Here is a 23,201-nt window from a genome sequence, read left to right on the forward strand (position 1 = left end):
AAGACGCGAAAGCGCTCATTTTTTTGACCTGGTACACAATTTTCGATTTCGCTATTTCTCGAAAATGCTCGTTAACGATAAATTTACATCAGCCCTACATTAGATCGGGGTGACTCATGGATAGAGAACAAAGACTGATAACATTTAACCTCGCCTTCAGGAATTTCATTATGAGCCAGACAGCAACAAGCACGCTTAAAGGTCAGTGCATCGCCGAGTTCCTCGGAACCGGTTTGATCATTTTCTTCGGCGCAGGATGCGTCGCAGCAATGAAGCTGGCCGGTGCCAGTTTCGGCCAGTGGGAAATCAGTATTATCTGGGGTCTCGGCGTCTCGATGGCGATCTATCTGAGCGCCGCCATTTCCGGTGCTCACCTGAATCCGGCTGTCACTATCGCGCTGTGGCTGTTTGCCTGCTTTGAGCGCCGTAAAGTCATCCCCTATATTATTGCCCAGGTTGCCGGTGCCTTCTGTGCCGCTGCGCTGGTATACGGTCTTTACTACAATCTGTTTATCGATTTTGAACAGACGCATCAGATGGTGCGCGGTTCAACTGAAAGCCTCGACCTGGCAGGTATCTTCTCAACCTATCCGAATTCACTGGTAGGAACCGGCCAGGCATTTTTGATTGAAATGGTGATTACCGCAGTATTAATGGCGATGATTATGGCGTTGACTGATGATGGTAACGGCATTCCACGTGGCCCACTGGCGCCGCTACTGATCGGCCTGCTGATTGCGGTGATTGGTGCTTCCATGGGCCCACTGACCGGCTTTGCCCTGAACCCGGCGCGTGATTTTGGACCGAAGCTGTTTACCTGGTTAGCAGGCTGGGGCGACGTCGCCTTCACCGGTGGCCGTGACATTCCGTATTTCCTTGTGCCAATTTTCGGACCTTTAGTGGGCGCAAGTCTGGGCGCATTCGGCTATCGTGCTTTGATTGGTCGTAACTTGCCGTGCGATGTTTGTGTCGCTGATAAAGAAGAGGCTGAAAAGCCTGCTGCACGCGCAGAACAACGTAAAGCGTAATTGTGCTCATCCTTTACACCATCAGGAATTGATTATGACTACAGATAAAAAATACATCGTCGCGCTCGACCAGGGCACCACCAGCTCACGTGCGGTGGTACTGGATCATGACGCGAATATCATCGCCGTCTCACAGCGCGAATTTCAGCAAATTTATCCAAAAACTGGCTGGGTTGAGCACGACCCGATGGAAATCTGGGCTTCACAAAGCTCCACGCTGGTAGAAGTGCTGGCAAAAGCCGACATTGAATCGGATCAAATCGCCGCGATTGGTATCACCAATCAGCGTGAAACCGCGATTGTCTGGGATAAAGAGACCGGCAAACCAATCTATAACGCGATTGTCTGGCAGTGTCCGCGTACCGCTGACTATTGCGAAAAATTAAAGAAAGAAGGCCTGGAAGAGTACATTCGCCATACCACCGGTCTGGTGATTAACCCGTACTTCTCCGGCACCAAAGTGAAATGGATTCTGGATCATGTTGAAGGCGCGCGTGAGCGCGCAAAACGTGGCGAACTGCTGTTTGGTACTGTTGATACCTGGCTGATCTGGAAAATGACCCAGGGGCGGGTGCATATCACTGATTACACCAACGCGTCGCGTACCATGATGTTTAACATCCATAAACTGGAATGGGATCAGCGCATGCTGGATATCCTTGATATCCCGCGTGAAATGCTGCCTGAAGTACGTAAGTCTTCCGAAGTTTACGGCCAGACCAATATCGGCGGTAAAGGCGGCACGCGTATTCCTATCGCGGGTATCGCCGGTGACCAGCAGGCGGCACTGTATGGCCAGCTGTGCGTGACTGAAGGGATGGCGAAAAACACTTACGGCACCGGCTGCTTTATGCTGATGAACACCGGCACCGAGGCGGTAACCTCTACCCACGGCCTGCTGACTACCATTGCCTGCGGTCCACGCGGTGAAGTGAACTATGCGCTGGAAGGTGCGGTGTTTATCGGTGGCGCATCCATTCAGTGGCTGCGTGACGAAATGAAGCTGATCAGTGAGTCTGAAGATTCCGAATACTTCGCCACTAAAGTAAAAGACACCAACGGTGTATATGTGGTTCCGGCCTTTACCGGCCTGGGCGCGCCTTACTGGGACCCGTATGCCCGTGGTGCCATCTTCGGCCTGACCCGCGGTGCCAATGCTAACCACATCATTCGCGCCACACTGGAATCCATCGCTTATCAGACCCGTGACGTGCTGGAAGCCATGCAGGCTGATGCCGGTACCCGTTTGCAGTCGCTGCGTGTGGATGGCGGTGCGGTTGCCAATAACTTCCTGATGCAGTTCCAGTCCGATATTCTCGGCACGCGCGTTGAACGCCCGGAAGTTCGTGAAGTTACCGCGCTGGGCGCAGCCTACCTTGCCGGTCTGGCTGTCGGTTTCTGGAAAGACCTGGAAGAAGTTCGCGCCAAATCGGTTATTGAACGTGAGTTCCGCCCAAGCATCGAAACCACCGAGCGTAACTATCGTTATGCTGGCTGGCAGAAAGCGGTTTCCCGCGCGAAATCCTGGGAAGATCACGAAGAGTAATGTTTACCCGGCACCTAACATGCCATCAGGACGGGAGCCGAAAACGGCTCCCCTATAATAATGACCCGCATTAGCCGAAGTTTTGCCCGGCACCAACTGTGATAAACTTCCAGCCTCATTTACTTCCCCGAGGCATGCCATGAAACGAGAACTCGCCATTGAATTTTCACGTGTTACCGAAGCCGCCGCGCTGGCTGGCTATAAGTGGTTAGGACGCGGAGATAAAAATATCGCCGATGGTGCAGCCGTTCATGCCATGCGTATCATGCTGAATAAAGTCGATATCGACGGGCAGATCGTGATTGGCGAAGGCGAAATTGATGAAGCACCGATGCTGTATATCGGCGAAAAAGTCGGTACCGGCAACGGCGACGCGGTCGATATTGCCGTCGATCCTATCGAAGGCACCCGCATGACCGCGATGGGCCAGGCCAATGCGCTGGCGGTACTGGCGGTAGGCGACAAAGGCACCTTCCTGCATGCGCCAGATATGTATATGGAAAAGCTGATTGTCGGACCGGGCGCGAAAGGCAGTATCGATCTTAATCTGCCGCTGGCCGAGAATTTACAGCGCATTGCGCTGGCGCTGGGTAAATCCTTGTCGGCACTGACCGTCACCATCCTCGCCAAACCCCGTCACGATGCGGTCATTCAACAGATGCAGCAGTTGGGCGTGCGTGTTTTCGCGATTCCTGATGGTGATGTCGCCGCATCGATTCTGACCTGCATGCCGGACAGTGAAGTTGACGTGCTTTACGGCATCGGCGGCGCGCCAGAAGGCGTGGTCTCCGCCGCAGTTATCCGCGCTCTGGATGGTGATATGCAGAGCCGTTTGCTGGCGCGTCATGTGGTTAAAGGTGATAACAGCGACAACCGCCGTATTGGCGAGCAGGAACTGGCGCGCTGTGAGCAGATGGGCATTACTGCCGGTAAGGTGTTACAGCTGGATGAGATGGCGCGTAACGATAATGTGATTTTTGCTGCCACCGGCATTACCAGCGGCGACCTGCTGAAAGGCATCACGCGCAACGGCAATATCGCGACCACCGAAACCCTGCTGATTCGCGGTAAGTCGCGCACCATTCGCCGCATCCAGTCCATTCACTACCTTGACCGTAAAGACGCCAGCCTGCAGGAATATATTTTATAATACTGCGTGGGCCAGCAGATGTCTGGCCCTCAGTATTGACTCAGACTGCCTGCGCTTCCGGGCGTTTCGACAACGGCCACCAGCAAAGCAGTATCAGCATCGACATGGCAAACATCAGCATGCCCAGGCTAAACTGACCGTTCTGCGGCAACATCGCTGACAGCCAGGCGGCCAGGCCCGATCCCAGATTCTGCATCCCCCCCACCAGCGCACCCGCAGTCCCTGCCATCCAGGGGTAAGGCTCCATCGCACCAGTTGTCGCCAGCGGAAACAACATCCCCGCGCCGAAAAAGAACAGCGCAGCAGGCGCGATCAGCGTCCAGATATTCATGATGCCAAACCACGCCGGGATCCACATCATCACCCCCGCCAGCAGGCAGCTGTTCACCGAGTACCACATCAGCGTCTGAAACGATTTATTGTCACGTCCGGCATACCAGGCGCCGAAAAACGCCGCCGGAATCGGCAGAATAAACAGAATACTGACCGTCAGAGCGCTTAGCTTTAACACGCCGCCCATCAGCACGCCGCAACTGGCTTCAAACACCGCGATACCCGCCAGCGCACCGATCAGCATAATCAGATAGCGCACAAAGGTGGTGTCAGCCAACAGGGGGCGATAACGCGAAAACAGCGGACGCTTATCCTGTGGCTCGGGCCGGGTTTCCGGCAGCCAGCGCAGCATCGCGGCACTGACCCCCAGACACAGAATCAGCAGGAAGGCAAAACAGGCATGCCAGCCAAACAGATGAGTTAACAGCGCACCCATCACCGGGGCCAGTAACGGACTGACCAGAATGCCCATATTCAACAGGCTGTTGGCATGACGCAGCGCAGCACCGGCGTAGAGATCGCGCGGCATGGTGCGTGCCATCACGCCAGCCACGCCGGTTCCCATGCCCTGTACCGCGCAGGCAAGAACCAGACTTTCGAAAGTGGGCGCAAACAGCGCCGCAATGGCACCCGTAATAAAGATCGCCATACCGATTAAAATCACCGGTCGACGACCAAAGCTGTCGGACAGCGGACCATACAGCAGCTGCGAAGCACCGTAAGTAATCAGATAGGCCGCCATCAGGCGTTGCACCGCGCCATCGCGCACATTAAAAGTATCCGCGATGGTCGCCATAGCCGGAACATAGATGGTTTGCGCCATCTGACCGACCGCCACCAGCACAATCAGCATCACCAGCAAGTGAGCGTTTTCAATTTTCTTCATTATGGTTTCTACAGAACAAACGCCGCCGAATTTTCCGTCACGCAGAAAATTTCCGGGCAAGCTAAGATTAATTGCGGAGAAAATATCAGGAATTGATGACAAATCGAGAGGTGCGGCGGAAACAGCTGAGACCATGATGTCACTGAAACTGCGCACCGCTGTACAGTTAGTTTTACGACAATGTCGCAGAAGGAGCTGCAAATTTGTCGATATGAGCTTTGCCGCGGCCCGAGGGGTAGAAAAATCATCACACACTGGCGAAGATAAGGTTAGGCAAGTTTTGCGCGCCATACATCAACCATTAAGGAGTTTACATGGCTGAGTGGATCACCGGAAAAGTGACCAAAGTGACTAACTGGACCGACAGTTTGTTCAGTATCACGCTAAATGCCCCTGTCGCCCCATTTACCGCTGGTCAGTTCGCTAAACTGGCGCTGGAAGTCGATGGTGAGCGCGTGCAGCGCGCTTACTCCTACGTGAATGCGCCCGGCGACGATAATCTTGAGTTTTACCTGGTCACAGTACCGGACGGCAAGCTCAGTCCGCGACTGTTTGCCCTGACGCCGGGTGACGAGGTGATGATCACTAAAGAGGCCGCGGGTTTCTTTGTGCTGGAAGAAGTGCCCGAGTGCGAAACGCTGTGGATGCTGGCAACCGGCACCGCCATTGGCCCCTATCTGTCGATTTTGCAGGAAAGCAAAGATCTCGACCGCTTCAATAATATCGTGCTGGTTCACGCTGCGCGCTTCGCCGCCGATCTCAGCTACCTGCCAATGATGCAGCAATTACAGCAGCGTTATAACGGCAAACTGCATATCCAGACGGTGGTCAGCCGTGAAGAGGTTGCCGGTTCGCTGACTGGCCGCGTGCCGGCACTGATTGAGAGCGGCCAACTGGAAGCGGCAGTTGGCCTGAAGATGGACGCGGATACCAGCCACATTATGCTGTGCGGTAATCCTCAGATGGTACGTGACACCCAGCAATTGCTGAAAGATTCACGCCAGATGCGCAAACATTTGCGCCGCAAACCCGGCCATATGACCAGCGAACATTACTGGTAATTCGGCTTGCCAAAATAGTTTACCGGGCGCGCTTCGCTGCCAAAGCGATTCTCGCCAGCGGTGCCGGTGAATACCCCAAGATCGAGCAGCATCATCACAAAGATCAGTGTGGGTACAAACCGGCCCAGTGCCCACTGCCATGTGCCGTTAAACATCGTCCAGTTACCGGCCAGCAGCATCCACGCCAGAATCACCAGTAATGCCCACCAGCCTTTTTTATTGCGGTCATGCAAGCGCTTGACCATTACTGCACTGGCAGGCCACAGCAGGCAGACGACGCAAAATGCTGCCATTTGCGTGTCGAGCCAGTTATTACCCGCCAGGGTAAACAGCATCACCATCGCGACCAGCCATACGCCCTGCCATATCCAGAAGTCGCGCCGGCTAAGACGGCCACGATATGAAAAGCACCATTGTTGTAATGTCATTAATAAGTCCCGGAAGCATGAATTATTGGCCGCAGCTTTTGACTTTGGCGGGTAAAAACCGTTCTAATCATTGCCTGAGTTTACTGGACAGGGCCAACAAAATGAAGAAAGCCGCAGGTGCCGCGTTACTATTTGGCTGTTTATTTTTGCATCCGGCCTGGGCCGATCCCGAGCCGCAGGATCGCAGCGAACATATGCCGACGGCCCCTTACCTGCTGGCGGGTTCACCCACCTTCGATATGACCATCGCTCAGTTTCGTGAACAATATAATAGTGCGAATCCCGATCTGCCGATCAGTGAATACCGCGCCATCGACGACCGCGATGACAAAAGTAACCTGACGCGCGCCGCCAGCAAAATTAACGAAAATCTTTACGCCTCAACCGCGCTGGAACACGGCACCGGGAAGATTAAAACCTTACAGATCACCTGGTTACCGATTCAGGGGCCGGAAGAAAAGAGTGCACATGATAAAGCGCTCGCCTATATGGCGGCCATGCTACGCTTTTTCGAGCCGGGAATTTCCGCCGAGGATGCCACTAAACGCCTGAATAACTTAATTAATAAAGGTAAGGGATCGCGTTACTTTTCCCAGACCGAAGGCGCACTGCGTTTTGTTATCGCGGATAACGGTGAAAAAGGACTGACATTTGCCGTTGAGCCAATAAAACTGGCGCTGGCAACCCCTTAACAGGCCGGGCAAATATGACGAAAAGCAAAGCCTTTCGGGGTTTTGATCTCTATACTGTCAGGCAGACCTCACTGCTCAAAAGCAGTGCTATTTAAAAGTATCACGTTAAGCGTGGAGGATATGATGCGACATCCATTAGTGATGGGTAACTGGAAACTGAACGGCAACAAACACATGGTCAACGAGTTGATCGAGGGGCTGCGTAAAGAACTCAGCACCGTTGATGGCTGCGGCGTTGCTATCGCACCACCAGTGATGTATCTGGATCTGGCTAAGCATGCCATTTCCGGTAGCCACATTGCGCTGGGTGCGCAGAACGTTGACGTTAACCTGTCTGGCGCGTTCACCGGTGAAGTTTCCGCAGATATGCTGAAAGATATCGGCGCGAAATACATCATCATTGGCCACTCTGAGCGTCGTACTTATCACCACGAAAGCGATGAGTTTATCGCGAAGAAATTTGCCGTACTGAAAGCTGCGGGTCTGATTCCGGTACTGTGCATCGGCGAAACTGAAGCAGAAAATGAAGCGGGTAAAACCGAAGAAGTCTGTGCACGTCAGCTTGATGCGGTGCTGGAAACTCAGGGTGCAGCAGCATTCGAAGGCGTAGTTGTCGCTTATGAGCCAGTATGGGCAATCGGCACCGGTAAATCGGCCACTCCTGCGCAGGCACAAGCGGTACACAAATTTATCCGTGACCATATCGCCAAAAAAGATGCGGCTATCGCCAACCAGGTGATCATTCAGTACGGCGGTTCGGTCAACGATAAAAATGCCGCAGAACTGTTTACTCAGCCAGACATTGACGGCGCGCTGGTTGGCGGTGCGTCACTGAAAGCTGATGCCTTTGCGGTTATCGTTAAAGCGGCAGCCGAAGCCAAAAAGTAACATCTGAGTCACGGGCGGCGATCTCACCGCCCGTACTAATGGTTTGTGCCGTGCAAACCATTAACTACAGGATCTTACAGCTGTGATCCTGTATCTCTTCAGCCGATGCCCGGTTTAACTTCAGCCAGTTGCGCTCTGTCGCCATCAGCGCCAGACGACCATCCGGCAACATCGCCAGCGCCAGCCCATATTTCCCCATCTGCCCACGCGCACCCGGCACTTCGCCAGCCAGACGCATAAATACACTCTCCTGCGCCAGTTGCTCGCGCGTCAGCGTTCTAATCAAATAGGCATGGTTCATTACGGTTGCCGGCTGCCACTGCTCATCGAGTGACGGAGCCAGCTGGTCAAGCTGCTGACGGACGTCAGAACGCAGACAGGAGATATGGATATGCAGCTGGTTCTGCGTGCGACCGTACTCAGAATTTATCGCCAGAGAAATCGCGCTATCAGATACAGGCGCACCGCGCTTTTTCGCCAACAACTCGCGTTCCTGCCAGGATTGAAAAAAGAAGTTGGCAGTATGAGCATCAAGTAACAGAGGACTTTCGACACCGGTAATTCTGGCTACCGGCATTAACAGGTATTGCAACGGGCCGTTGCGATCTTTGAACGTGACATACCCCTGAGCGATATCGACACGTTCGCAAGGTGCGGGATTACCTTGCTGCTGGCCAGGCACACATTGCTGGCTGACAATCTGCCACAATGCGTCACTGTTTTTATGAAAACTAAAGGCGGCAATAACCAGCGCCACCACCAACGCTGCAATCAACAGCGTCACCACCGTAACCGTGCGATTTCTTCCTTGCATCTGCGTCACTCCTGATTTGACAGTCTGCGCAGATCATCGCTGAAGCATAAATAAAAGTCACGCAACCGATGCTCACTAAAAGAGCGACAATCCCTGTCGCCCTGTTTACGATTTTTAGCGCTTCATCACCTGATCGTAGCTGCCACCTTCGGCAAAATGGGTTTTCTGCGCGTTGGTCCAGCCGCCAAACTTATTATCAATGGTAAACAGCTTCACCGGCTGGAAGGTGCTGGCAAATTTCTTCGCCACCTCGGCATCACGCGGACGATAATAGTTCTGCGCGGCAATCTCCTGCCCTTGTGGCGAATAGAGATACTTCAGATATTCATCCGCCACTTTGCGTGAGTCGCGCTCGTCGACCACTTTATCCACCACCGAAACGGTTGGCTCAGCCAGAATCGATTCGCTCGGCGTGACGATTTCGAACTTATCTTTACCTAACTTGTTCACCGCCAGATAAGCTTCGTTCTCCCAGGCAATCAGCACGTCGCCGATACCGCGTTCCACAAAGGTATTGGTGGCACCACGCGCACCGGAATCCTGTACCTCAACGTTTTTGAACAACGCTTTGACGAACTCCTGCGCTTTCGCCTGATCGCCATTATTCTGATCCAGTGCGTAGCCCCACGCCGCCAGATAGTTCCAGCGTGCACCGCCAGAGGTTTTCGGGTTTGGTGTGATCACCGCCACGCCTGGCTTAATCAAATCTGGCCAGTCATGAATCTGTTTCGGGTTGCCTTTACGTACCAGGAAAACGATGGTTGAAGTGTATGGGGCAGAATTGTCCGGCAGACGTTTGATCCAGTTCTTATCAATGCGACCGCGTTCAGCAATCGCGTCGACATCCGAAGCCAGCGCCAGCGTGACCACATCAGCTTTAATACCGTTAATCACCGAGGTCGCCTGCTTGCCGGAACCGCCATGGGACTGACGAATCACCACATTGTCACCGGTCTCTTGCTTGTAGTGTGCGCTGAACGCTTTGTTGTACTGTTCGTACAGTTCACGCGTTGGATCGTAGGACACGTTCAACAGCTGAATATCTTTCGCCAGCACGCTGGTTGAGGCCAGTAACAGGGTAAATCCCACACTCCACTTATTCATCGCACACTCTCCCAAAGTTGTTATGCCAGAAGCGTGACACAAACTATTGCGCGATTTAAAGAATTAAAAAGTAGCCTTTATAACCCAGGAGAATAAGCGATTGCATAAGAAAGGCGCTGTCGTCAGCGCCTTGTCAGAAAGGTGTCTGTCAGTAGAGTTTTTTCGCAGTATCCAGCCAGTCGCCTTTAAACGGACGCTTCATATTTTCAATCGCGTCGATGATGTCATGATGCACCATCTTCTCGTTCTGAATACCAACACAACGACCGCCATAACCTTGCAGCAGCAGTTCAATGGAGTAAGCCCCCATACGTGATGCCAGAATACGGTCATAAGCAACCGGGGCACCGCCGCGCTGAATATGACCCAGCACCGTCGCACGGGTTTCACGCCTGGTTTCCGCCTCGATGTATTTCGCTAAATCATCGATATCACAGATATGCTCGGTAATCGCCACGATGGCATGCTTTTTACCTTTCGCAATGCCCGCTTTAATCTCTTCCACCAGCTCTTCACGGGTGTAAGGGATTTCAGGTAACACGATAAATTCGCAACCTCCGGCAATCGCGGCTGCCAGCGTCAAATCACCACAGTAGCGACCCATCACTTCAACGATGGAGATACGCTGGTGCGAGGATGAGGTGTCACGCAGGCGGTCAATCGCTTCCACCACGGTTTCCAGCGCGGTGAAATAGCCGATGGTGTAATCCGTTCCGGCAACATCATTATCGATGGTGCCTGGCAGACCGATACAAGGGAAGCCCATCTCAGTCAGTCGCTTAGCACCCATATATGAGCCGTCGCCGCCGATAACCACCAGCGCATCAATACCGCGCTTTTTCATATTTTCAATCGCTACCGCGCGGACTTCTTCATTACGGAAATCAGGAAAGCGCGCCGAGCCGAGGAAGGTGCCGCCACGGTTGATCATATCGGAGACGCTATAGCGGTCCAGATTGATCATGCGGTCTTCATACAACCCCAGATAGCCATCATAAATACCAAAAACTTCAAGTCCTTCACTCAGTGCCGCGCGGACAACCCCACGAATTGCTGCGTTCATCCCTGGGGCGTCGCCGCCACTTGTCAGTACACCGATTTTTTTGATCATGACAACCTCTGAACTTGTGGATACAAAATGATGAATTCAGTGCGCCGGATGGCCACGACGCGTAAAACAGAAATTGAGCCGAAGACTAATAATGACACATAGTATATCAAACACTTCAGGCTGAATTGATTCAGGTCAGACAAGTTTCCGCAAAATTTTATGCCTGACCACTCAGTTTGAACCTTCCAACTGCTATCTGGTTCATTTCATTACTTTATAATTCAAAAAAACCCTGACGATCAGCAGGAACCACGGAACAGGGATCCTGATGGATAATGATATCCGCACCGGGGAATCTCAACAGCAGGGCTTGTTCAATCTGCTCAGCAACCCGATGCGCCTGTACCAGAGGTAAATGGTCGTCCATTTCAAGATGCAGTTGAATAAAGCGTGTCGGGCCTGACTGACGGGTACGCAGTTCATGCGCGCCACGCACGCCGGGCCATGCTGTAACAATAGCAATAATATCGTTGCGCTCACTGTCCGGTAAGGCGCGATCCAGCAATGACTGCACCGCTTCATAACCCATCCGCAATGCGCTGTAGAGTATCCAGACGCCGATACCCAGCGCGAACAGCGCATCTGCGCGGGCAAATCCATACCAGCTTAACGCCAGCGCCAGTAAAATTGCGCCGTTCATCACCACATCGGACTGATAGTGCAGCATATCGGCACGGATCGCCTGGCTGCGCGTCTTGCGCACTACCCAGCGTTGAAAAGCGACCAGAAAAAGCGTCGAGATCAGTGCGATAACCGTAACGATAATGCCGACCAGCGGCGCATGCATTGTTGCCGGACTGGCAAGATGCTGGAGGCCGGTCAGAAACAGGAAGAGTGCCGAGCCGGAGATAAACATGCTCTGCGCCAGCGCTGCCAGCGACTCGGCTTTGCCGTGGCCAAAAGTATGTTCCGCATCGGCCGGTTGCAGGGAATAACGCACCACTAACAGATTGGTCAGTGAGGCGGCGATATCCACCAGTGAATCCACCAGAGCCGCCAGCACGCTGACCGAACCGGTATGCCACCAGGCGAAGATTTTGATCATCAGCAGTAGCGAAGCCAATATCGTTGCCGCGATGGCAGCCGCATTAACCAGGCGCGCATATTGAGGACTCATGCTGTACTCCCCCGGGAGGTCAGAGTGTCAGTATACTAAAAATAAGGTAAAGAAAGACCCACCCGCATGGCGGGGAGGATAACAATGGTGATACTTTAATCTCGTCATCTCCTTGAATAATAATGTTTCGCCCTCTGGCTGCACCCACGCCATTCGCACACTGATAAAAAAAACCGGCAAGATGAGCTTAGTCTTTTCTTCCCTGGAGCGCTTTGACTCGCTAATATCTGAATCTCAAAATAAATGCATTAAAATTAATGAGTTACATTCAAAGATCATAATTAGTAAATTAATAATTAAATTCGCAATAACACCGGTGGACCGTCTCTGGAGGAAGCTGTGTTTTTAAAGAAATTTATGGGCTGGGATGACTGTTCAATCAGTGATTACACGCAATGCTGTGATCAATTCGGCTTTAACTCTGAGTCCTCAGCCGAGTTCCTGAAATTCTTTTTAAATAATGGCGCTGCTCTGAGGTTTCTTTCCTACAAGCGTAAAGGTGAGTTGTCCGGTGCTGTCTGTCTGGATAATGGCTGGATCGCAAACGATGCCAAGAACCCAAAAATGCAAACCGGCGGCATGCCTCTGCCGACCTTCTGCATCATCCCGCCTTTCAAAGAAAATGTGTCTTGTGTCGCTCCGTTCAAGGCTAAAAGCCTTAGCGCGCAAAGTCGAAATTTCATCAATTCCTCCTTTGATCTTCTCTCTAAGCGGCAGGTAGCGTATTCGCGGTGTGTGAAAGGCGGCTTCTCTAAAAAGGCCCGTTATAACAGAAACCGTGAAGTGAGAAATTTTCTGGAATCAGGCGGCGAATTTGTCGATGTGAGAGAGATGAGTTCTGCTTTTCTGCATGACGCCTATCATCAGCTGTTTGCGAAAAGAAGAAAATGTCAGATTAGTCACTGCGTGACGACAAAATCATTTTTCTCAACTTATCATAATGATTTCTTTGGTAAAGTGGCGTTTTTGCATGGTGCTCCTGTTGGCGTGCAGTTGCTTATCACCTCTACATCTAAACGGGGTTTCTTTGTCGATTTTATTAATATCGGATACGACACGGATATCAAAGGTCATTCATTGGGTACGATCATGATGTGGAATAACCTGGTGACCGCGCATGAGCATGCAGAGCGCGCAAAACTGCCGCTGCATTTCTCTTATGGAATGATGTCGGGTGAGTACAAATCAATGTGGTGTACACCACAAAAAACCGGTCGAATTGTCACGCTTCTGGGCTGAATCACAGGCAAAAAAAACCCCCTCATCATGAGGGGGAAGACAGGGATGGTGTCTATGGCAAGGAAAAACAGGGATACTATGTTACTGGTTACTGCCGGTACTACTCACTGCCTGCAGCGGTGAAACTTGCTGCATGTTCGTTAGCTTGCGCAATTCATTCATGCGCTGCTGATGTCGCTTTTGCAAAACGTCCTGCTGCTCTGGCGTTAGCAAGTGATACATCTGGTTACGTACGCGGGCCATCTCGACCTGCCTGCCAACCTGTGCCTGTGCTAACTTTTCAGCCTGAGCCTTCACGGCCGCTTCGTTAAATTTTTCTGCAATGACTAAGTCATGCATGGTTTCTAAATCATTAAGACTAATGGGAGAACGTTCATGGCGCGCTTGCTGCATCAGATCTCGCATTTGCTGACGTTGCTGCTCTGTCAGATTGATGCCATCAAACATGTGACTTTGCGAATTTTGCGCCATACTGCGATTCGTCAATCCGTCATCTTGATGCATCTCATCAATCGTCGTTACGTCTGCTGCCCATGCGCTGGAGAGACTGACCACCATCGCTGAAGCAATGACGACGGCGCTTAAGTTGCGCATCGTTCACTCCCGGTTACGTTTCCGTATTTCGATTCAACGAGGTCCAGTTTACGGAGATGGCTGCAAACTAGCGTCAGGGGGTGTAAAACTACGTAAAGCGATGGATTGACGCCATTGGATCAAGGTATTTTGCCTTCGGAGGGAAATAAAAATGAATAAAATCCTGTTGGTTGATGATGACCGCGAATTAACTTCGCTACTCAAAGAATTGTTAGAAATGGAAGGGTTCAATGTGGTGGTTGCCAGCGATGGCGAACAGGCGCTCAGTATCCTCGACAGCTCTATTGATCTATTACTACTTGATGTGATGATGCCGAAGAAAAACGGTATCGACACCTTGAAAGAGTTACGCCAGCAACATCAGACGCCCGTCATTATGCTGACCGCCCGCGGAAGCGAGCTGGATCGCGTTCTGGGGCTGGAATTAGGTGCAGATGACTACTTGCCTAAGCCATTTAACGATCGTGAGCTGGTCGCGCGTATACGGGCGATTCTGCGCCGTTCGAACTGGAGCGAACAGCAGCAGCAGCATGACAACAGCTCTCCGACGCTGGAAGTCGATTTCCTGCGCCTGAATCCAGGTCGCCAGGAAGCGAGCTTTGATGGTGTCACGCTCGACCTGACCGGCACTGAATTCACGCTGCTCTATCTACTGGCGCAGCATCTGGGTCAGGTGGTCTCACGTGAGCATCTCAGCCAGGAAGTGCTCGGCAAGCGCCTGACGCCGTTTGACCGCGCTATCGATATGCATATCTCCAACCTTCGCCGCAAACTCCCTGAACGCCGTGACGGGCATCCGTGGTTTAAAACCCTGCGTGGACGCGGGTATTTAATGGTTTCCGCAACATGATAAGCAGCCTGACCACCCGCATCTTCGCCATTTTCTGGTTAACCCTGGCACTGGTGTTGATGTTGGTACTGATGGTTCCCAAACTGGATTCCCGCCAAATGACGTCGCTGCTCGAAAGTGAGCAGCGACAGGGAATTATGATCGAACAGCATGTTGAAGCTGAGCTGGGTCACGATCCGCCGAACGACCTGATGTGGTGGCGACGGCTATTTCGCGCCATTGATAAATGGGCACCGCCCGGTCAGCGCCTGTTATTAGTCACCAGTGAAGGCCGGGTGATTGGCGCTCAGCATAATGAAATGCAGATCATTCGTAACTTTATCGGCCAGTCTGATAACGCCGATCATCCGCAGAAAAAGAAATATGGCCGGGTTGAGCTGGTTGGCCCGTTTTCGGTCAGTGACGGCGAAGATAACTATCAGCTGTATATGATTCGTCCGGCGGGCAGTTCTCAGCTGGATTTTATCAACTTGCTGTTTGACCGCCCTTTACTGCTGCTGATTGTCACTATGTTAATCAGCTCGCCGTTGTTGCTGTGGTTAGCCTGGAGCCTGGCAAAACCGGCGCGTAAGCTGAAATATGCAGCGGACGAAGTGGCCAGCGGTAACCTGCGTCAGCACCCGGAATTAGAAGCCGGCCCGCAGGAGTTTCTTGCGGCTGGTTCGAGCTTTAACCAGATGGTCAGCGCGCTGGAACGTATGATGACCGGTCAGCAACGGTTGCTCTCTGATATCTCTCATGAGTTACGCACGCCGCTGACTCGCCTGCAACTGGCTACCGCGCTGATGCGCCGCCGCCACGGTGAAGGCAAGGAGCTGCAGCGTATTGAGACCGAAGCTCAGAGGCTGGACGGGATGATTAACGACTTGCTGGTACTGTCACGCACCCAGCATAAAAATGCGTTGATCAGCGAAGCGATGAAAGCCAGTCAGTTGTGGGCGGGTGTGCTGGATGATGCCAAATTCGAAGCGGAGCAGATGGGCAAAACACTGGAGATACCTTATCCTCCGGGCCCCTGGCCGCTTTACGGTAACCCGAATGCGCTGGACAGCGCGCTGGAAAATATTGTGCGCAATGCCCTGCGCTACTCTCACTCAAAAATCTCTGTGAGTTTTTCAGTGGATAATCAGGGCATTACCGTTCATGTCGATGATGACGGCCCCGGCGTCAGTGAAGAAGATCGTGAACAAATCTTCCGTCCATTCTACCGTACCGATGAAGCACGTGACCGCGAATCGGGCGGCACCGGACTGGGTCTGGCGATCGTCGAAACCGCGATTCAGCAGCACCGTGGCTGGGTGAAGGCCGATGACAGCCCTCTGGGTGGGTTACGCCTGACCATTTGGCTACCGCTGTACTCCAGCCGTTAATATTTTGCTATCCTGCGGCCCTCGCTATTGAGGGCTGCTACTGATGTTAAATATCGTATTATTTGAACCTGAAATCCCACCGAATACCGGCAATATTATTCGCCTGTGCGCGAATACCGGCTTCCAGTTACATCTGATTGAACCACTGGGTTTTACCTGGGACGATAAACGCCTGCGCCGCGCTGGTCTCGATTATCACGAGTTCACAGATATCAAACGTCATGCTGATTATGCGGCTTTCCTGAGCGCTGAAGCGCCACAGCGCCTGTTCGCTCTGACCACCAAAGGTACGCCAGCGCACAGCGCGGTGAGTTATCAGCCGGGAGATTATCTGCTGTTTGGTCCTGAAACGCGCGGCTTGCCAGCATCAATTCTTGATGCACTACCGGCGCAGCAAAAAATCCGCATTCCGATGCAGCCTGACAGTCGCAGTATGAATTTATCGAACGCGGTTTCAGTCGTGGTGTACGAGGCGTGGCGACAGCTGGATTACGCCGGAGCGGTCATCAAATAACCCACCGTCGGGCGGCGGGTTGCAGATTAATCAGTTAAATCCCGTCGCCAAACTCGAAGCCAGGCACCATGCCATTAAAGTGCTGATCCATCTCCATGGATGGCTTATCGCTACCAGGTTTACCAACAATGCGCGCTGGCACGCCTGCGGCGGTGGTATGTGGCGGCACCGGTTGCAATACCACTGAGCCGGCACCAATTTTCGCGCCGCGGCCCACTTCGATATTGCCAAGGATCTTGGCACCTGCACCAATTAACACCCCTTCGCGGATCTTCGGATGACGATCGCCACTGGTTTTGCCCGTACCGCCCAGCGTGACCGATTGCAGAATCGAGACATCGTTCTCAATCACCGCAGTCTCACCGATTACAATACCGGTGGCATGGTCGAGCATAATACCGTGTCCGATACGCGCGGCGGGATGAATATCCACGGCAAAGGAAACCGAGATTTCATTTTGCAGATAAACCGCCAGCGCACGACGGCCTTCATTCCACAGCCAGTGACCAATACGGTAAGCCTGCAAGGCATGGAAACCCTTCAGATAAAGCAGCGGAGTGGAATACTTATCCACCGCCGGGTCACGCTGACGCACTGCCTGAATATCACAGGCCGCCGACGCGATCATCGACGGGTCATTCCGGTAAGCTTCTTCAACAATTTCGCGAATGGCGATGGCGGGCATAATGGGATTGGCGAGTTTATTCGCCAGCATGTAGCTCAGCGCACTGCCGAGATTTTCATGCTTCAGCAACGTCGCATGGTAAAAGCTGGCCAGCATCGGTTCGCAATCGGCAAGCGCACGCGCTTCCGCTTTGATGTTATTCCAGACCAGTTCTAACTCTTCAGACGACATTGCTCTCTCCCCATAAAAAAACAGCGCACAGCTAAGCGGTACGCTTCAGGTGACTGTGCTGCGCATCCTGCATCAGCTGCTGCTGTTTTCGTCCTTCCTTGCGCGCCCCAGCAAGGTCAATGCTGCCTCGCGAGCGCTTTTTTCGCAATATAATACCTGATAAATTTGCTCAGTTATCGGCATCTCAACGCCATATCGCGCAGCCAGTGCTTTGACTTCTTTGGTATTTCTGTAACCTTCGACCACCTGGCCAATGGTAGTCTGAGCGCTTTCTACATCCACGCCCTGCCCCAACATCATGCCAAAACGACGGTTACGTGACTGATTATCGGTACAGGTCAGTACCAGATCGCCCAGACCCGCCATTCCCATAAAGGTGGTGGGATCGGCACCCAAAGCGGTACCCAGACGGGTCATTTCCGTCAGGCCGCGGGTAATCAGCGCGGTACGGGCGTTAGCACCAAAGCCAATGCCATCGGAAATACCGGCACCAATCGCAATAACGTTTTTAACCGCGCCGCCAAGCTGCACGCCAATAAAATCAGAGTTGTTATAGACACGGAAACTTTTGCCACAGTGCAATAACTGCTGCAAATCGTCAGCAAACTGACTATCGGTTGCTGCCAGCGCGATTGCCGTCGGTAGACCGGCAGCCAGCTCTTTTGCGAAAGTTGGTCCGGAGATCACCGCCAGCGGAATGTCATCACCGAGGATTTCACGGGCAACATCCTGCAACAGCCGACCGGTCTCTTTTTCCAGTCCTTTCGTCGCCCAGACGATACGCGAGTCAGCACGTAAAAACGGCTTAATCTGACGCAGTACGTCGCCAAAAACATGGCTCGGCACCACCACCAGCAAATCACGGCTGGCGTCGATAGCACGCTTCAGATCGCTCTCAAGCAACAAGGTATCGGGGAAAGGGACATCGGGAAGGAAAGCGACATTGCAGCGATCGGCCTGAAGTTGCGCCTGATGCTGCGGATTATGGCCCCACATCAACACGTTATGGCCATTGCGAGCCAACGTGATTGCCAAAGCGGTGCCGTAAGAGCCGGCACCGATGACGGTCATAGACGCGTTCAGCTTATTCATCAGGCATCCTGACGGACTTCAGCACCTTCACCTTGCTGCTGCTGCAGATAGTTCATAAACAGCGCATCAAAGTTAACTGGCGCAAGGTTCAGCTGCGGGAAAGTACCGCGGGAAACCAGGCTGGTAATGCACTCACGAGCATATGGGAACAGAATGTTCGGGCAGTATGCACCCAGGCAATGAGCCATCTGGTTGCCGTCGATACCGGAAATGCTAAAGATACCTGCCTGCTGAACTTCACACAGGAACGCGGTATCTTCTTCAACGGTAGCCGTTACCGTAACGCGCAGAACCACTTCGTAAACTTCATCAGCCAGCTGGCTGGACGCGGTATCCAGATCCAGTTTCACTTCCGGTTCCCACTCTTTCTGGAAAACCTGCGGTGCGTTCGGCGCTTCAAAAGAAATATCTTTCGTGTAGATACGTTGGATCTGGAAAGACATTTCGCTGGAGTTTTGTTCTGACATTTTACTCAATCCTATTCGTTAATAATCCGTTATCGCCCTGGAGGAGCATCATTTCAAAAGCGGGTCTAGCCCTTCGCGTCCATCCAACGCATACAAGTCATCACAGCCGCCAATGTGCTGCGCATCAATAAAAATCTGAGGTACGGTAGTACGACCGCTACGTTTAATCATCTCTTCCCGTTTAGCAGCATCGCCATCAATCGGGATTTCCTGAAACGCCACGCCTTTTTCACTCAACAGAGCTTTTGCACGATGGCAAAACGGACAAGTCGCTTTGGTATAGATCTCTACGTTGGCCATTTACAGTACCTCGAAAGAATTATTTTCCACGAACCAGAGGCAGGTTGTCACCGCTCCAGCCCGACACGCCCTCTTTGAGCACCGATACCTGAGCAAACCCGGCAGCATTCAGCTGAGCGGCGGATTCTGCTGCAGAGGTGCCGGTAGCATCAACCACAATAACAGGCTGAGCTTTATGCTTCTCCAGCTCAGCGAAACTGCCTTTTTTAATATCTGCCGCGGCAATGTGAATTGCGCCAGAAATATGACCTTTACGATAGTCATCACGTGAACGCACGTCGACAACAACCGCATCTTCCTTATTAATCTGGCGCGTCGCTTCGCCACGACTAATGGTTTTTACTTTTGAGAACATGCCCTTAACGGTGGTCACGATCACCAAAACCAGCAAAGCAACCCACGCCAGACTCAGGATTGGGTGATTGCTTGCGAATTGCATAATTTCTTGCATGAGGGGTAACAACTCCCGACAGGGTTAATAAGCTAAAACAAGGTTTCTGAGTATACCTGCGCCACTTCTCATGTACAGTCGCGAAGCCGCCAGAGTTACGTTTTATGAAGCAGATTCAAAAAAAAAATGCCTTCACAAGAAAAACTGTTATTCACTGCCTTGCTGCTTTGTTCTTAAGCGGTCAGATATCAGACAACAGATGCGTGAAATTACCGGATATTTTACGTTACCGCACAAAAGTTGTCGCGCGGAATGCACGGTCGGGTTGGCTGTAGCATATGTAACTAAAGGTTTCGTGGCTTTCGTCTGCCCAGCCCTGAGTCACGCTGATTTTTCGATGTTAACCCGGCTTAATAACGACACTTTCAGCGGCTATTCTTAACCCCCTGTTGCAATAATAATCACCCGGCCAGAATGGCTGGCGCAGGCAACAGCGGCAATTTTGTCACTGAATGAAATGGAAATCTCCACAGAGATGACTGGTAAGCCGCTGTTCATCGTGGAATAATCCCTGCTGTGAGGGGAAAAGCGGCAGTTTCTTATCAACGGACCCAGTGTAACGGATTAGCCACACGCACGCCGTTACGTTCAAGATTGTCCACTCTGTCTGCCAGCGTTCTGTGCGCTGGCGTTTTGCTGTTGCCTTTTTCTGGCTACGCCGCTGACGATAATAAATCGCAGCTAAAATCCATCCAGCAGGATATCGCTGAGAAGGAAAAAAGCGTCAAACTGCAAAAAGAGCAGCGCAGTAAACTGCTCGATCAACTGCAAAGTCAGGAAAAAGTGATCGCGCAGGCCAGCCGTAAACTGCGCGAAACGCAAATTTCCCTGACCTCCCTGAATAAAGAGATCGCCGCGCTCAACGCCTCTATTAGCAAACTGCAAACTCAGCAAGCACTGCAGGAAAAACTGCTGTCAGAACAGCTTGATGCGGCTTTCCGTCAGGGGCAACACAATGGCGTGCAGCTGGTGCTGAGCGGCGAAGAGAGCCAGCGCAGCGAACGTATTCTTGCCTATTTCGGTTATCTCAACACCGCACGGCAAAAGAATATCGACCAGTTACAACAGACGCGTACCGAACTCACCGCGCAAAAAGCGTCGCTGGTCAGCAAGCAGGCACAGCAGAAATCCCTGCTGGGTGAGCAGCAGAATCAGCAGACCAAGCTGGAACACGCGCGTGTCGCACGTCAAAAAACCATCACCACGCTGGAATCCTCGCTGGAAAAAGACCAGGCTCAGCTGGTTGAGATGCGTCAGAACCAGTCCCGTTTGCAGGATAAGATTGCCAAAGCCGAACGCGAAGCGCGTGCCAGGGCGGAACGTGAGGCGAAAGAAGCCGAGCGCGTTCGTGCCCGTCAGCAACAGGCGAAGAGCAAAGGCACCACCTATAAACCAACCGAAAGCGAACGTTCTCTGATGTCGCGCACCGGTGGTTTAGGCCGCGCTGGCGGTCAGGCAGTCTGGCCAGTACGCGGCAATATTGAGCATCGCTTTGGCGAAACGCTGCAAGGCGAACTACGCTGGAAAGGCCTGGTGATTGATGCGCCGGAAGGTACTGAAGTTAAAGCCATTGCAGATGGTCGGGTGTTAATGGCCGACTGGCTGCAAGGTTATGGTTTGGTTGTGGTCGTCGAACACGGTAAAGGCGATATGAGCCTCTATGGTTACAACCAAAGTGCACTGGTGAGCGTGGGAACCCAGGTTAGGGCAGGACAGCCAATCGCACTGGTCGGTACCAGCGGTGGCCGGGGCACGCCTTCACTCTATTTTGAAATCAGACGACAGGGACAGGCCGTCAATCCACTGCCGTGGTTAGGAAGATAAGTCTTGTTTCAGCGCTTAAAATTCACCGCATTGCTGGGCGGCATGTTGCTTGCCTGCTCAGCCCATGCTGGCAAACTGGCTATCGTTATTGACGATTTCGGTTATCGCCCTGCTCAGGAAAATCAGGTTTTGCAGATGCCGCAGGCGATCTCGGTCGCGGTGCTGCCAAACGCCCCACATGCCCGAGAGATGGCAACCAAAGCCCATCAGCGTGGTCATGAAGTACTAATCCATCTGCCGATGGCCCCGCTCAGCAAACAACCGCTGGAAAAAGACACCTTGCGCCCCGATATGAGCAGCGCCGAAATCGAGCGCATTATCAGCGAAGCGGTGAAGCAGGTGCCTTTTGCAGTCGGTCTGAACAACCATATGGGCAGCGCAATGACCTCCAGCCTGTTTGGTATGCAGAAAGTGATGCAGGTGCTTGATCACTATAACTTCTACTTTCTCGACAGCATGACCATCGGCAACAGCCAGTCGACGCGTGCCGCCAGCGGCACCAGCGTGAAAGTGATTAAACGCCGCGTATTCCTGGATGATAATCAGAACGAAGCAGAGATCCGCAAGCAATTTACCCGCGCGGTGCGGCTTGCTCAGCGCGACGGTTCGGCGATTGCCATTGGTCATCCGCATCCTTCGACCGTCAGGGTATTGCAACAGATGCTGCCGACACTGCCTGGCGATATTACGCTGGTGCGCCCCAGTCAGTTACTTAACGAGCCACAGCGGATTAATCATAAACCGCTGCCGCCGGAGAGTCAGCCCGCACAGCCGGCCAAACCGCGTAATCCGTTCCGCGGCGTTGAGACCTGCGTCAGTAAACAGCCGCAGCAACCGGTGCCAGCCACCCGCGCACTCGGCGTGATTGGTGACAGTATCGCCGAAAGTTATATCGCGAAAACGCTGGAAAGCTTGTTCTGACGGTGGTTTTTCGTACGGGCGGCATTATCGCCGCCCGTACCAGGAATAAGCCCCCTGCATGCCATCAGCGCGGGAGCCGAAAACGGCTCCCCTACGTAATCCCGCTCTTTTCGCTCTTAATCCCAGCTTAAAATCACTTTGCCGGATCGGCCAGAGCGCATCTCGTCAAAGCCCTGCTGGAAATCATCGATACTGTAGCGATGGGTAATAATCGGCGTTAAATCGAGGCCGGACTGAATCAATGCCGCCATTTTGTACCAGGTTTCAAACATCTCACGACCGTAAATCCCTTTGATAAACAGCCCTTTGAAAATTACCTGATTCCAGTCAATCGACATCTCAGAAGGGGGAATGCCCAGCAAAGCAATGCGGCCTCCGTGATTCATCACGCTTAACAGGGTGCGAAACGCCGCTGGCGCGCCAGACATTTCCAGCCCGACGTCAAACCCTTCGGTCATACCCAGCTCGCCCATCACGTCATTCAGATTTTCTGTGTTGACGTTAACCGCACGCGTCACGCCCATTTTACGTGCCAGCCCAAGGCGATAGTTATTTACATCAGTGA

Annotated in this window: 25 protein-coding genes; 12 read left to right on the forward strand and 13 right to left on the reverse strand. The window is 52.6% G+C overall.

The features are described 5' to 3' along the window. Positions 1 to 170 precede the first annotated feature (170 nt). The 3 genes from NG42_RS18025 to glpX all read left to right on the forward strand — a co-directional run bounded on the left by NG42_RS18025 (position 171) and on the right by glpX (position 3,724). Positions 171 to 1,028 (forward strand): MIP/aquaporin family protein, encoded by an 858-nt coding sequence (locus NG42_RS18025; protein WP_052901714.1) that lies wholly within the window; start codon positions 171 to 173, stop codon positions 1,026 to 1,028. A 31-nt stretch (positions 1,029 to 1,059) separates the two neighbouring features. Beyond that, a complete protein-coding gene (gene glpK / locus NG42_RS18030) occupies positions 1,060 to 2,574 on the forward strand; it encodes a glycerol kinase GlpK (RefSeq protein ID WP_052901829.1) in 1,515 nt (504 codons plus the stop codon). A gap of 139 nt (positions 2,575 to 2,713) precedes the next feature. Further along, positions 2,714 to 3,724 (forward strand): class II fructose-bisphosphatase, encoded by a 1,011-nt coding sequence (gene glpX / locus NG42_RS18035; protein ID WP_052901717.1) that lies wholly within the window; start codon positions 2,714 to 2,716, stop codon positions 3,722 to 3,724. A gap of 40 nt (positions 3,725 to 3,764) precedes the next feature. Here glpX and emrD read toward each other — a convergent pair whose 3' ends face one another. After that, positions 3,765 to 4,943: a multidrug efflux MFS transporter EmrD gene (gene emrD, locus NG42_RS18040; protein WP_052901720.1), complete on the reverse strand. Its 1,179-nt coding sequence runs from the start codon at positions 4,941 to 4,943 to the stop codon at positions 3,765 to 3,767. A 314-nt stretch (positions 4,944 to 5,257) separates the two neighbouring features. Here emrD and fpr point away from each other — a divergent pair, with 314 nt between their 5' ends. Further along, the gene (gene fpr / locus NG42_RS18045; RefSeq protein WP_052901723.1) at positions 5,258 to 6,004 is read left to right on the forward strand and encodes a ferredoxin--NADP(+) reductase; all 747 of its coding nucleotides are present in this window, start codon (positions 5,258 to 5,260) and stop codon (positions 6,002 to 6,004) included. Here the strand turns inward: fpr and NG42_RS18050 are convergent. Beyond that, positions 5,995 to 6,432 carry a DUF805 domain-containing protein gene (locus NG42_RS18050; protein WP_052901726.1) on the reverse strand — a complete coding sequence of 146 codons (438 nt, stop codon included), beginning with the start codon at positions 6,430 to 6,432 and terminating at the stop codon, positions 5,995 to 5,997. The two genes, fpr and NG42_RS18050, sit on opposite strands and share 10 nt — an antisense overlap. A 101-nt stretch (positions 6,433 to 6,533) precedes the next feature. On the opposite strand from NG42_RS18050, the gene NG42_RS18055 reads away from it, so the two are divergent. Together NG42_RS18055 and tpiA are read left to right on the forward strand one after the other, a co-directional pair. Continuing rightward, positions 6,534 to 7,124 carry a YiiQ family protein gene (locus NG42_RS18055; protein ID WP_052901832.1) on the forward strand — a complete coding sequence of 197 codons (591 nt, stop codon included), beginning with the start codon at positions 6,534 to 6,536 and terminating at the stop codon, positions 7,122 to 7,124. A 123-nt stretch (positions 7,125 to 7,247) separates the two neighbouring features. Next, positions 7,248 to 8,012 (forward strand): triose-phosphate isomerase, encoded by a 765-nt coding sequence (tpiA, locus tag NG42_RS18060; protein ID WP_052901729.1) that lies wholly within the window; start codon positions 7,248 to 7,250, stop codon positions 8,010 to 8,012. Positions 8,013 to 8,076: 64 nt separating this feature from the next. On the opposite strand, the gene NG42_RS18065 is transcribed toward tpiA, so the two are convergent. The 4 genes from NG42_RS18065 to fieF form a co-directional block, all read right to left on the reverse strand. Beyond that, positions 8,077 to 8,826 (reverse strand): CDP-diacylglycerol diphosphatase, encoded by a 750-nt coding sequence (locus NG42_RS18065; protein WP_052901732.1) that lies wholly within the window; start codon positions 8,824 to 8,826, stop codon positions 8,077 to 8,079. 114 nt (positions 8,827 to 8,940) lie between these two features. Next, the gene (locus NG42_RS18070; protein ID WP_052901735.1) at positions 8,941 to 9,930 is read right to left on the reverse strand and encodes a sulfate ABC transporter substrate-binding protein; all 990 of its coding nucleotides are present in this window, start codon (positions 9,928 to 9,930) and stop codon (positions 8,941 to 8,943) included. Between the two features lie 148 nt (positions 9,931 to 10,078). Continuing rightward, complete coding sequence (gene pfkA / locus NG42_RS18075; protein WP_052901738.1) at positions 10,079 to 11,041, reverse strand: 6-phosphofructokinase; 963 nt, start codon at positions 11,039 to 11,041, stop codon at positions 10,079 to 10,081. 214 nt (positions 11,042 to 11,255) lie between these two features. Continuing rightward, on the reverse strand, positions 11,256 to 12,158 hold the full coding sequence (gene fieF / locus NG42_RS18080; protein WP_052901741.1) for a CDF family cation-efflux transporter FieF: 903 nt from the start codon (positions 12,156 to 12,158) through the stop codon (positions 11,256 to 11,258). A gap of 339 nt (positions 12,159 to 12,497) precedes the next feature. Here fieF and NG42_RS18085 point away from each other — a divergent pair, with 339 nt between their 5' ends. After that, the gene (locus NG42_RS18085) at positions 12,498 to 13,397 is read left to right on the forward strand and encodes a GNAT family protein (RefSeq protein ID WP_241488377.1); all 900 of its coding nucleotides are present in this window, start codon (positions 12,498 to 12,500) and stop codon (positions 13,395 to 13,397) included. Between the two features lie 81 nt (positions 13,398 to 13,478). Here the strand turns inward: NG42_RS18085 and cpxP are convergent, their stop codons facing one another. Beyond that, entirely contained in the window at positions 13,479 to 13,991 is a 513-nt protein-coding gene (gene cpxP, locus NG42_RS18090) for a cell-envelope stress modulator CpxP (RefSeq protein WP_052901745.1), read from the reverse strand. A 151-nt stretch (positions 13,992 to 14,142) separates the two neighbouring features. Here cpxP and cpxR point away from each other — a divergent pair, with 151 nt between their 5' ends. The 3 genes from cpxR to trmL are packed head-to-tail and all read left to right on the forward strand — an operon-like array spanning position 14,143 to position 16,725. Next, complete coding sequence (cpxR, locus tag NG42_RS18095; RefSeq protein WP_052901748.1) at positions 14,143 to 14,841, forward strand: envelope stress response regulator transcription factor CpxR; 699 nt, start codon at positions 14,143 to 14,145, stop codon at positions 14,839 to 14,841. After that, the gene (gene cpxA, locus NG42_RS18100; protein ID WP_052901751.1) at positions 14,838 to 16,211 is read left to right on the forward strand and encodes an envelope stress sensor histidine kinase CpxA; all 1,374 of its coding nucleotides are present in this window, start codon (positions 14,838 to 14,840) and stop codon (positions 16,209 to 16,211) included. The genes cpxR and cpxA overlap by 4 nt, the downstream gene beginning before the upstream one ends. 43 nt (positions 16,212 to 16,254) lie before the next feature. Further along, positions 16,255 to 16,725: a tRNA (uridine(34)/cytosine(34)/5-carboxymethylaminomethyluridine(34)-2'-O)-methyltransferase TrmL gene (gene trmL / locus NG42_RS18105; protein WP_052901754.1), complete on the forward strand. Its 471-nt coding sequence runs from the start codon at positions 16,255 to 16,257 to the stop codon at positions 16,723 to 16,725. A 34-nt stretch (positions 16,726 to 16,759) separates the two neighbouring features. Here the strand turns inward: trmL and cysE are convergent, their stop codons facing one another. The 5 genes from cysE to NG42_RS18130 all read right to left on the reverse strand — a co-directional run bounded on the left by cysE (position 16,760) and on the right by NG42_RS18130 (position 19,891). Continuing rightward, positions 16,760 to 17,581, reverse strand: coding sequence for a serine O-acetyltransferase (gene cysE / locus NG42_RS18110; protein ID WP_052901757.1), 822 nt, complete (start codon positions 17,579 to 17,581; stop codon positions 16,760 to 16,762). 72 nt (positions 17,582 to 17,653) lie between these two features. Next, positions 17,654 to 18,673, reverse strand: coding sequence for an NAD(P)H-dependent glycerol-3-phosphate dehydrogenase (gene gpsA, locus NG42_RS18115; protein ID WP_052901761.1), 1,020 nt, complete (start codon positions 18,671 to 18,673; stop codon positions 17,654 to 17,656). Beyond that, on the reverse strand, positions 18,673 to 19,140 hold the full coding sequence (secB, locus tag NG42_RS18120) for a protein-export chaperone SecB (protein WP_052901764.1): 468 nt from the start codon (positions 19,138 to 19,140) through the stop codon (positions 18,673 to 18,675). Before secB ends, gpsA begins: the two co-directional genes overlap by 1 nt. A 48-nt stretch (positions 19,141 to 19,188) precedes the next feature. Then, the gene (grxC, locus tag NG42_RS18125; RefSeq protein ID WP_052901766.1) at positions 19,189 to 19,440 is read right to left on the reverse strand and encodes a glutaredoxin 3; all 252 of its coding nucleotides are present in this window, start codon (positions 19,438 to 19,440) and stop codon (positions 19,189 to 19,191) included. 19 nt (positions 19,441 to 19,459) lie between these two features. Continuing rightward, on the reverse strand, positions 19,460 to 19,891 hold the full coding sequence (locus NG42_RS18130; protein WP_052901768.1) for a rhodanese-like domain-containing protein: 432 nt from the start codon (positions 19,889 to 19,891) through the stop codon (positions 19,460 to 19,462). 516 nt (positions 19,892 to 20,407) lie between these two features. Here NG42_RS18130 and envC point away from each other — a divergent pair. Beyond that, the gene (envC, locus tag NG42_RS18135; RefSeq protein ID WP_052901770.1) at positions 20,408 to 21,715 is read left to right on the forward strand and encodes a murein hydrolase activator EnvC; all 1,308 of its coding nucleotides are present in this window, start codon (positions 20,408 to 20,410) and stop codon (positions 21,713 to 21,715) included. 42 nt (positions 21,716 to 21,757) lie between these two features. Then, entirely contained in the window at positions 21,758 to 22,636 is an 879-nt protein-coding gene (locus tag NG42_RS18140; RefSeq protein WP_053115822.1) for a divergent polysaccharide deacetylase family protein, read from the forward strand. A gap of 116 nt (positions 22,637 to 22,752) precedes the next feature. Here NG42_RS18140 and NG42_RS23620 read toward each other — a convergent pair. Then, positions 22,753 to 23,201 (reverse strand): zinc-binding dehydrogenase (locus NG42_RS23620; protein WP_052901841.1); only part of this gene is annotated, 449 nt, incomplete at its 5' end.

This window comes from Winslowiella iniecta (genome assembly GCF_001267535.1).
Lineage (GTDB): Bacteria > Pseudomonadota > Gammaproteobacteria > Enterobacterales > Enterobacteriaceae > Erwinia > Erwinia iniecta.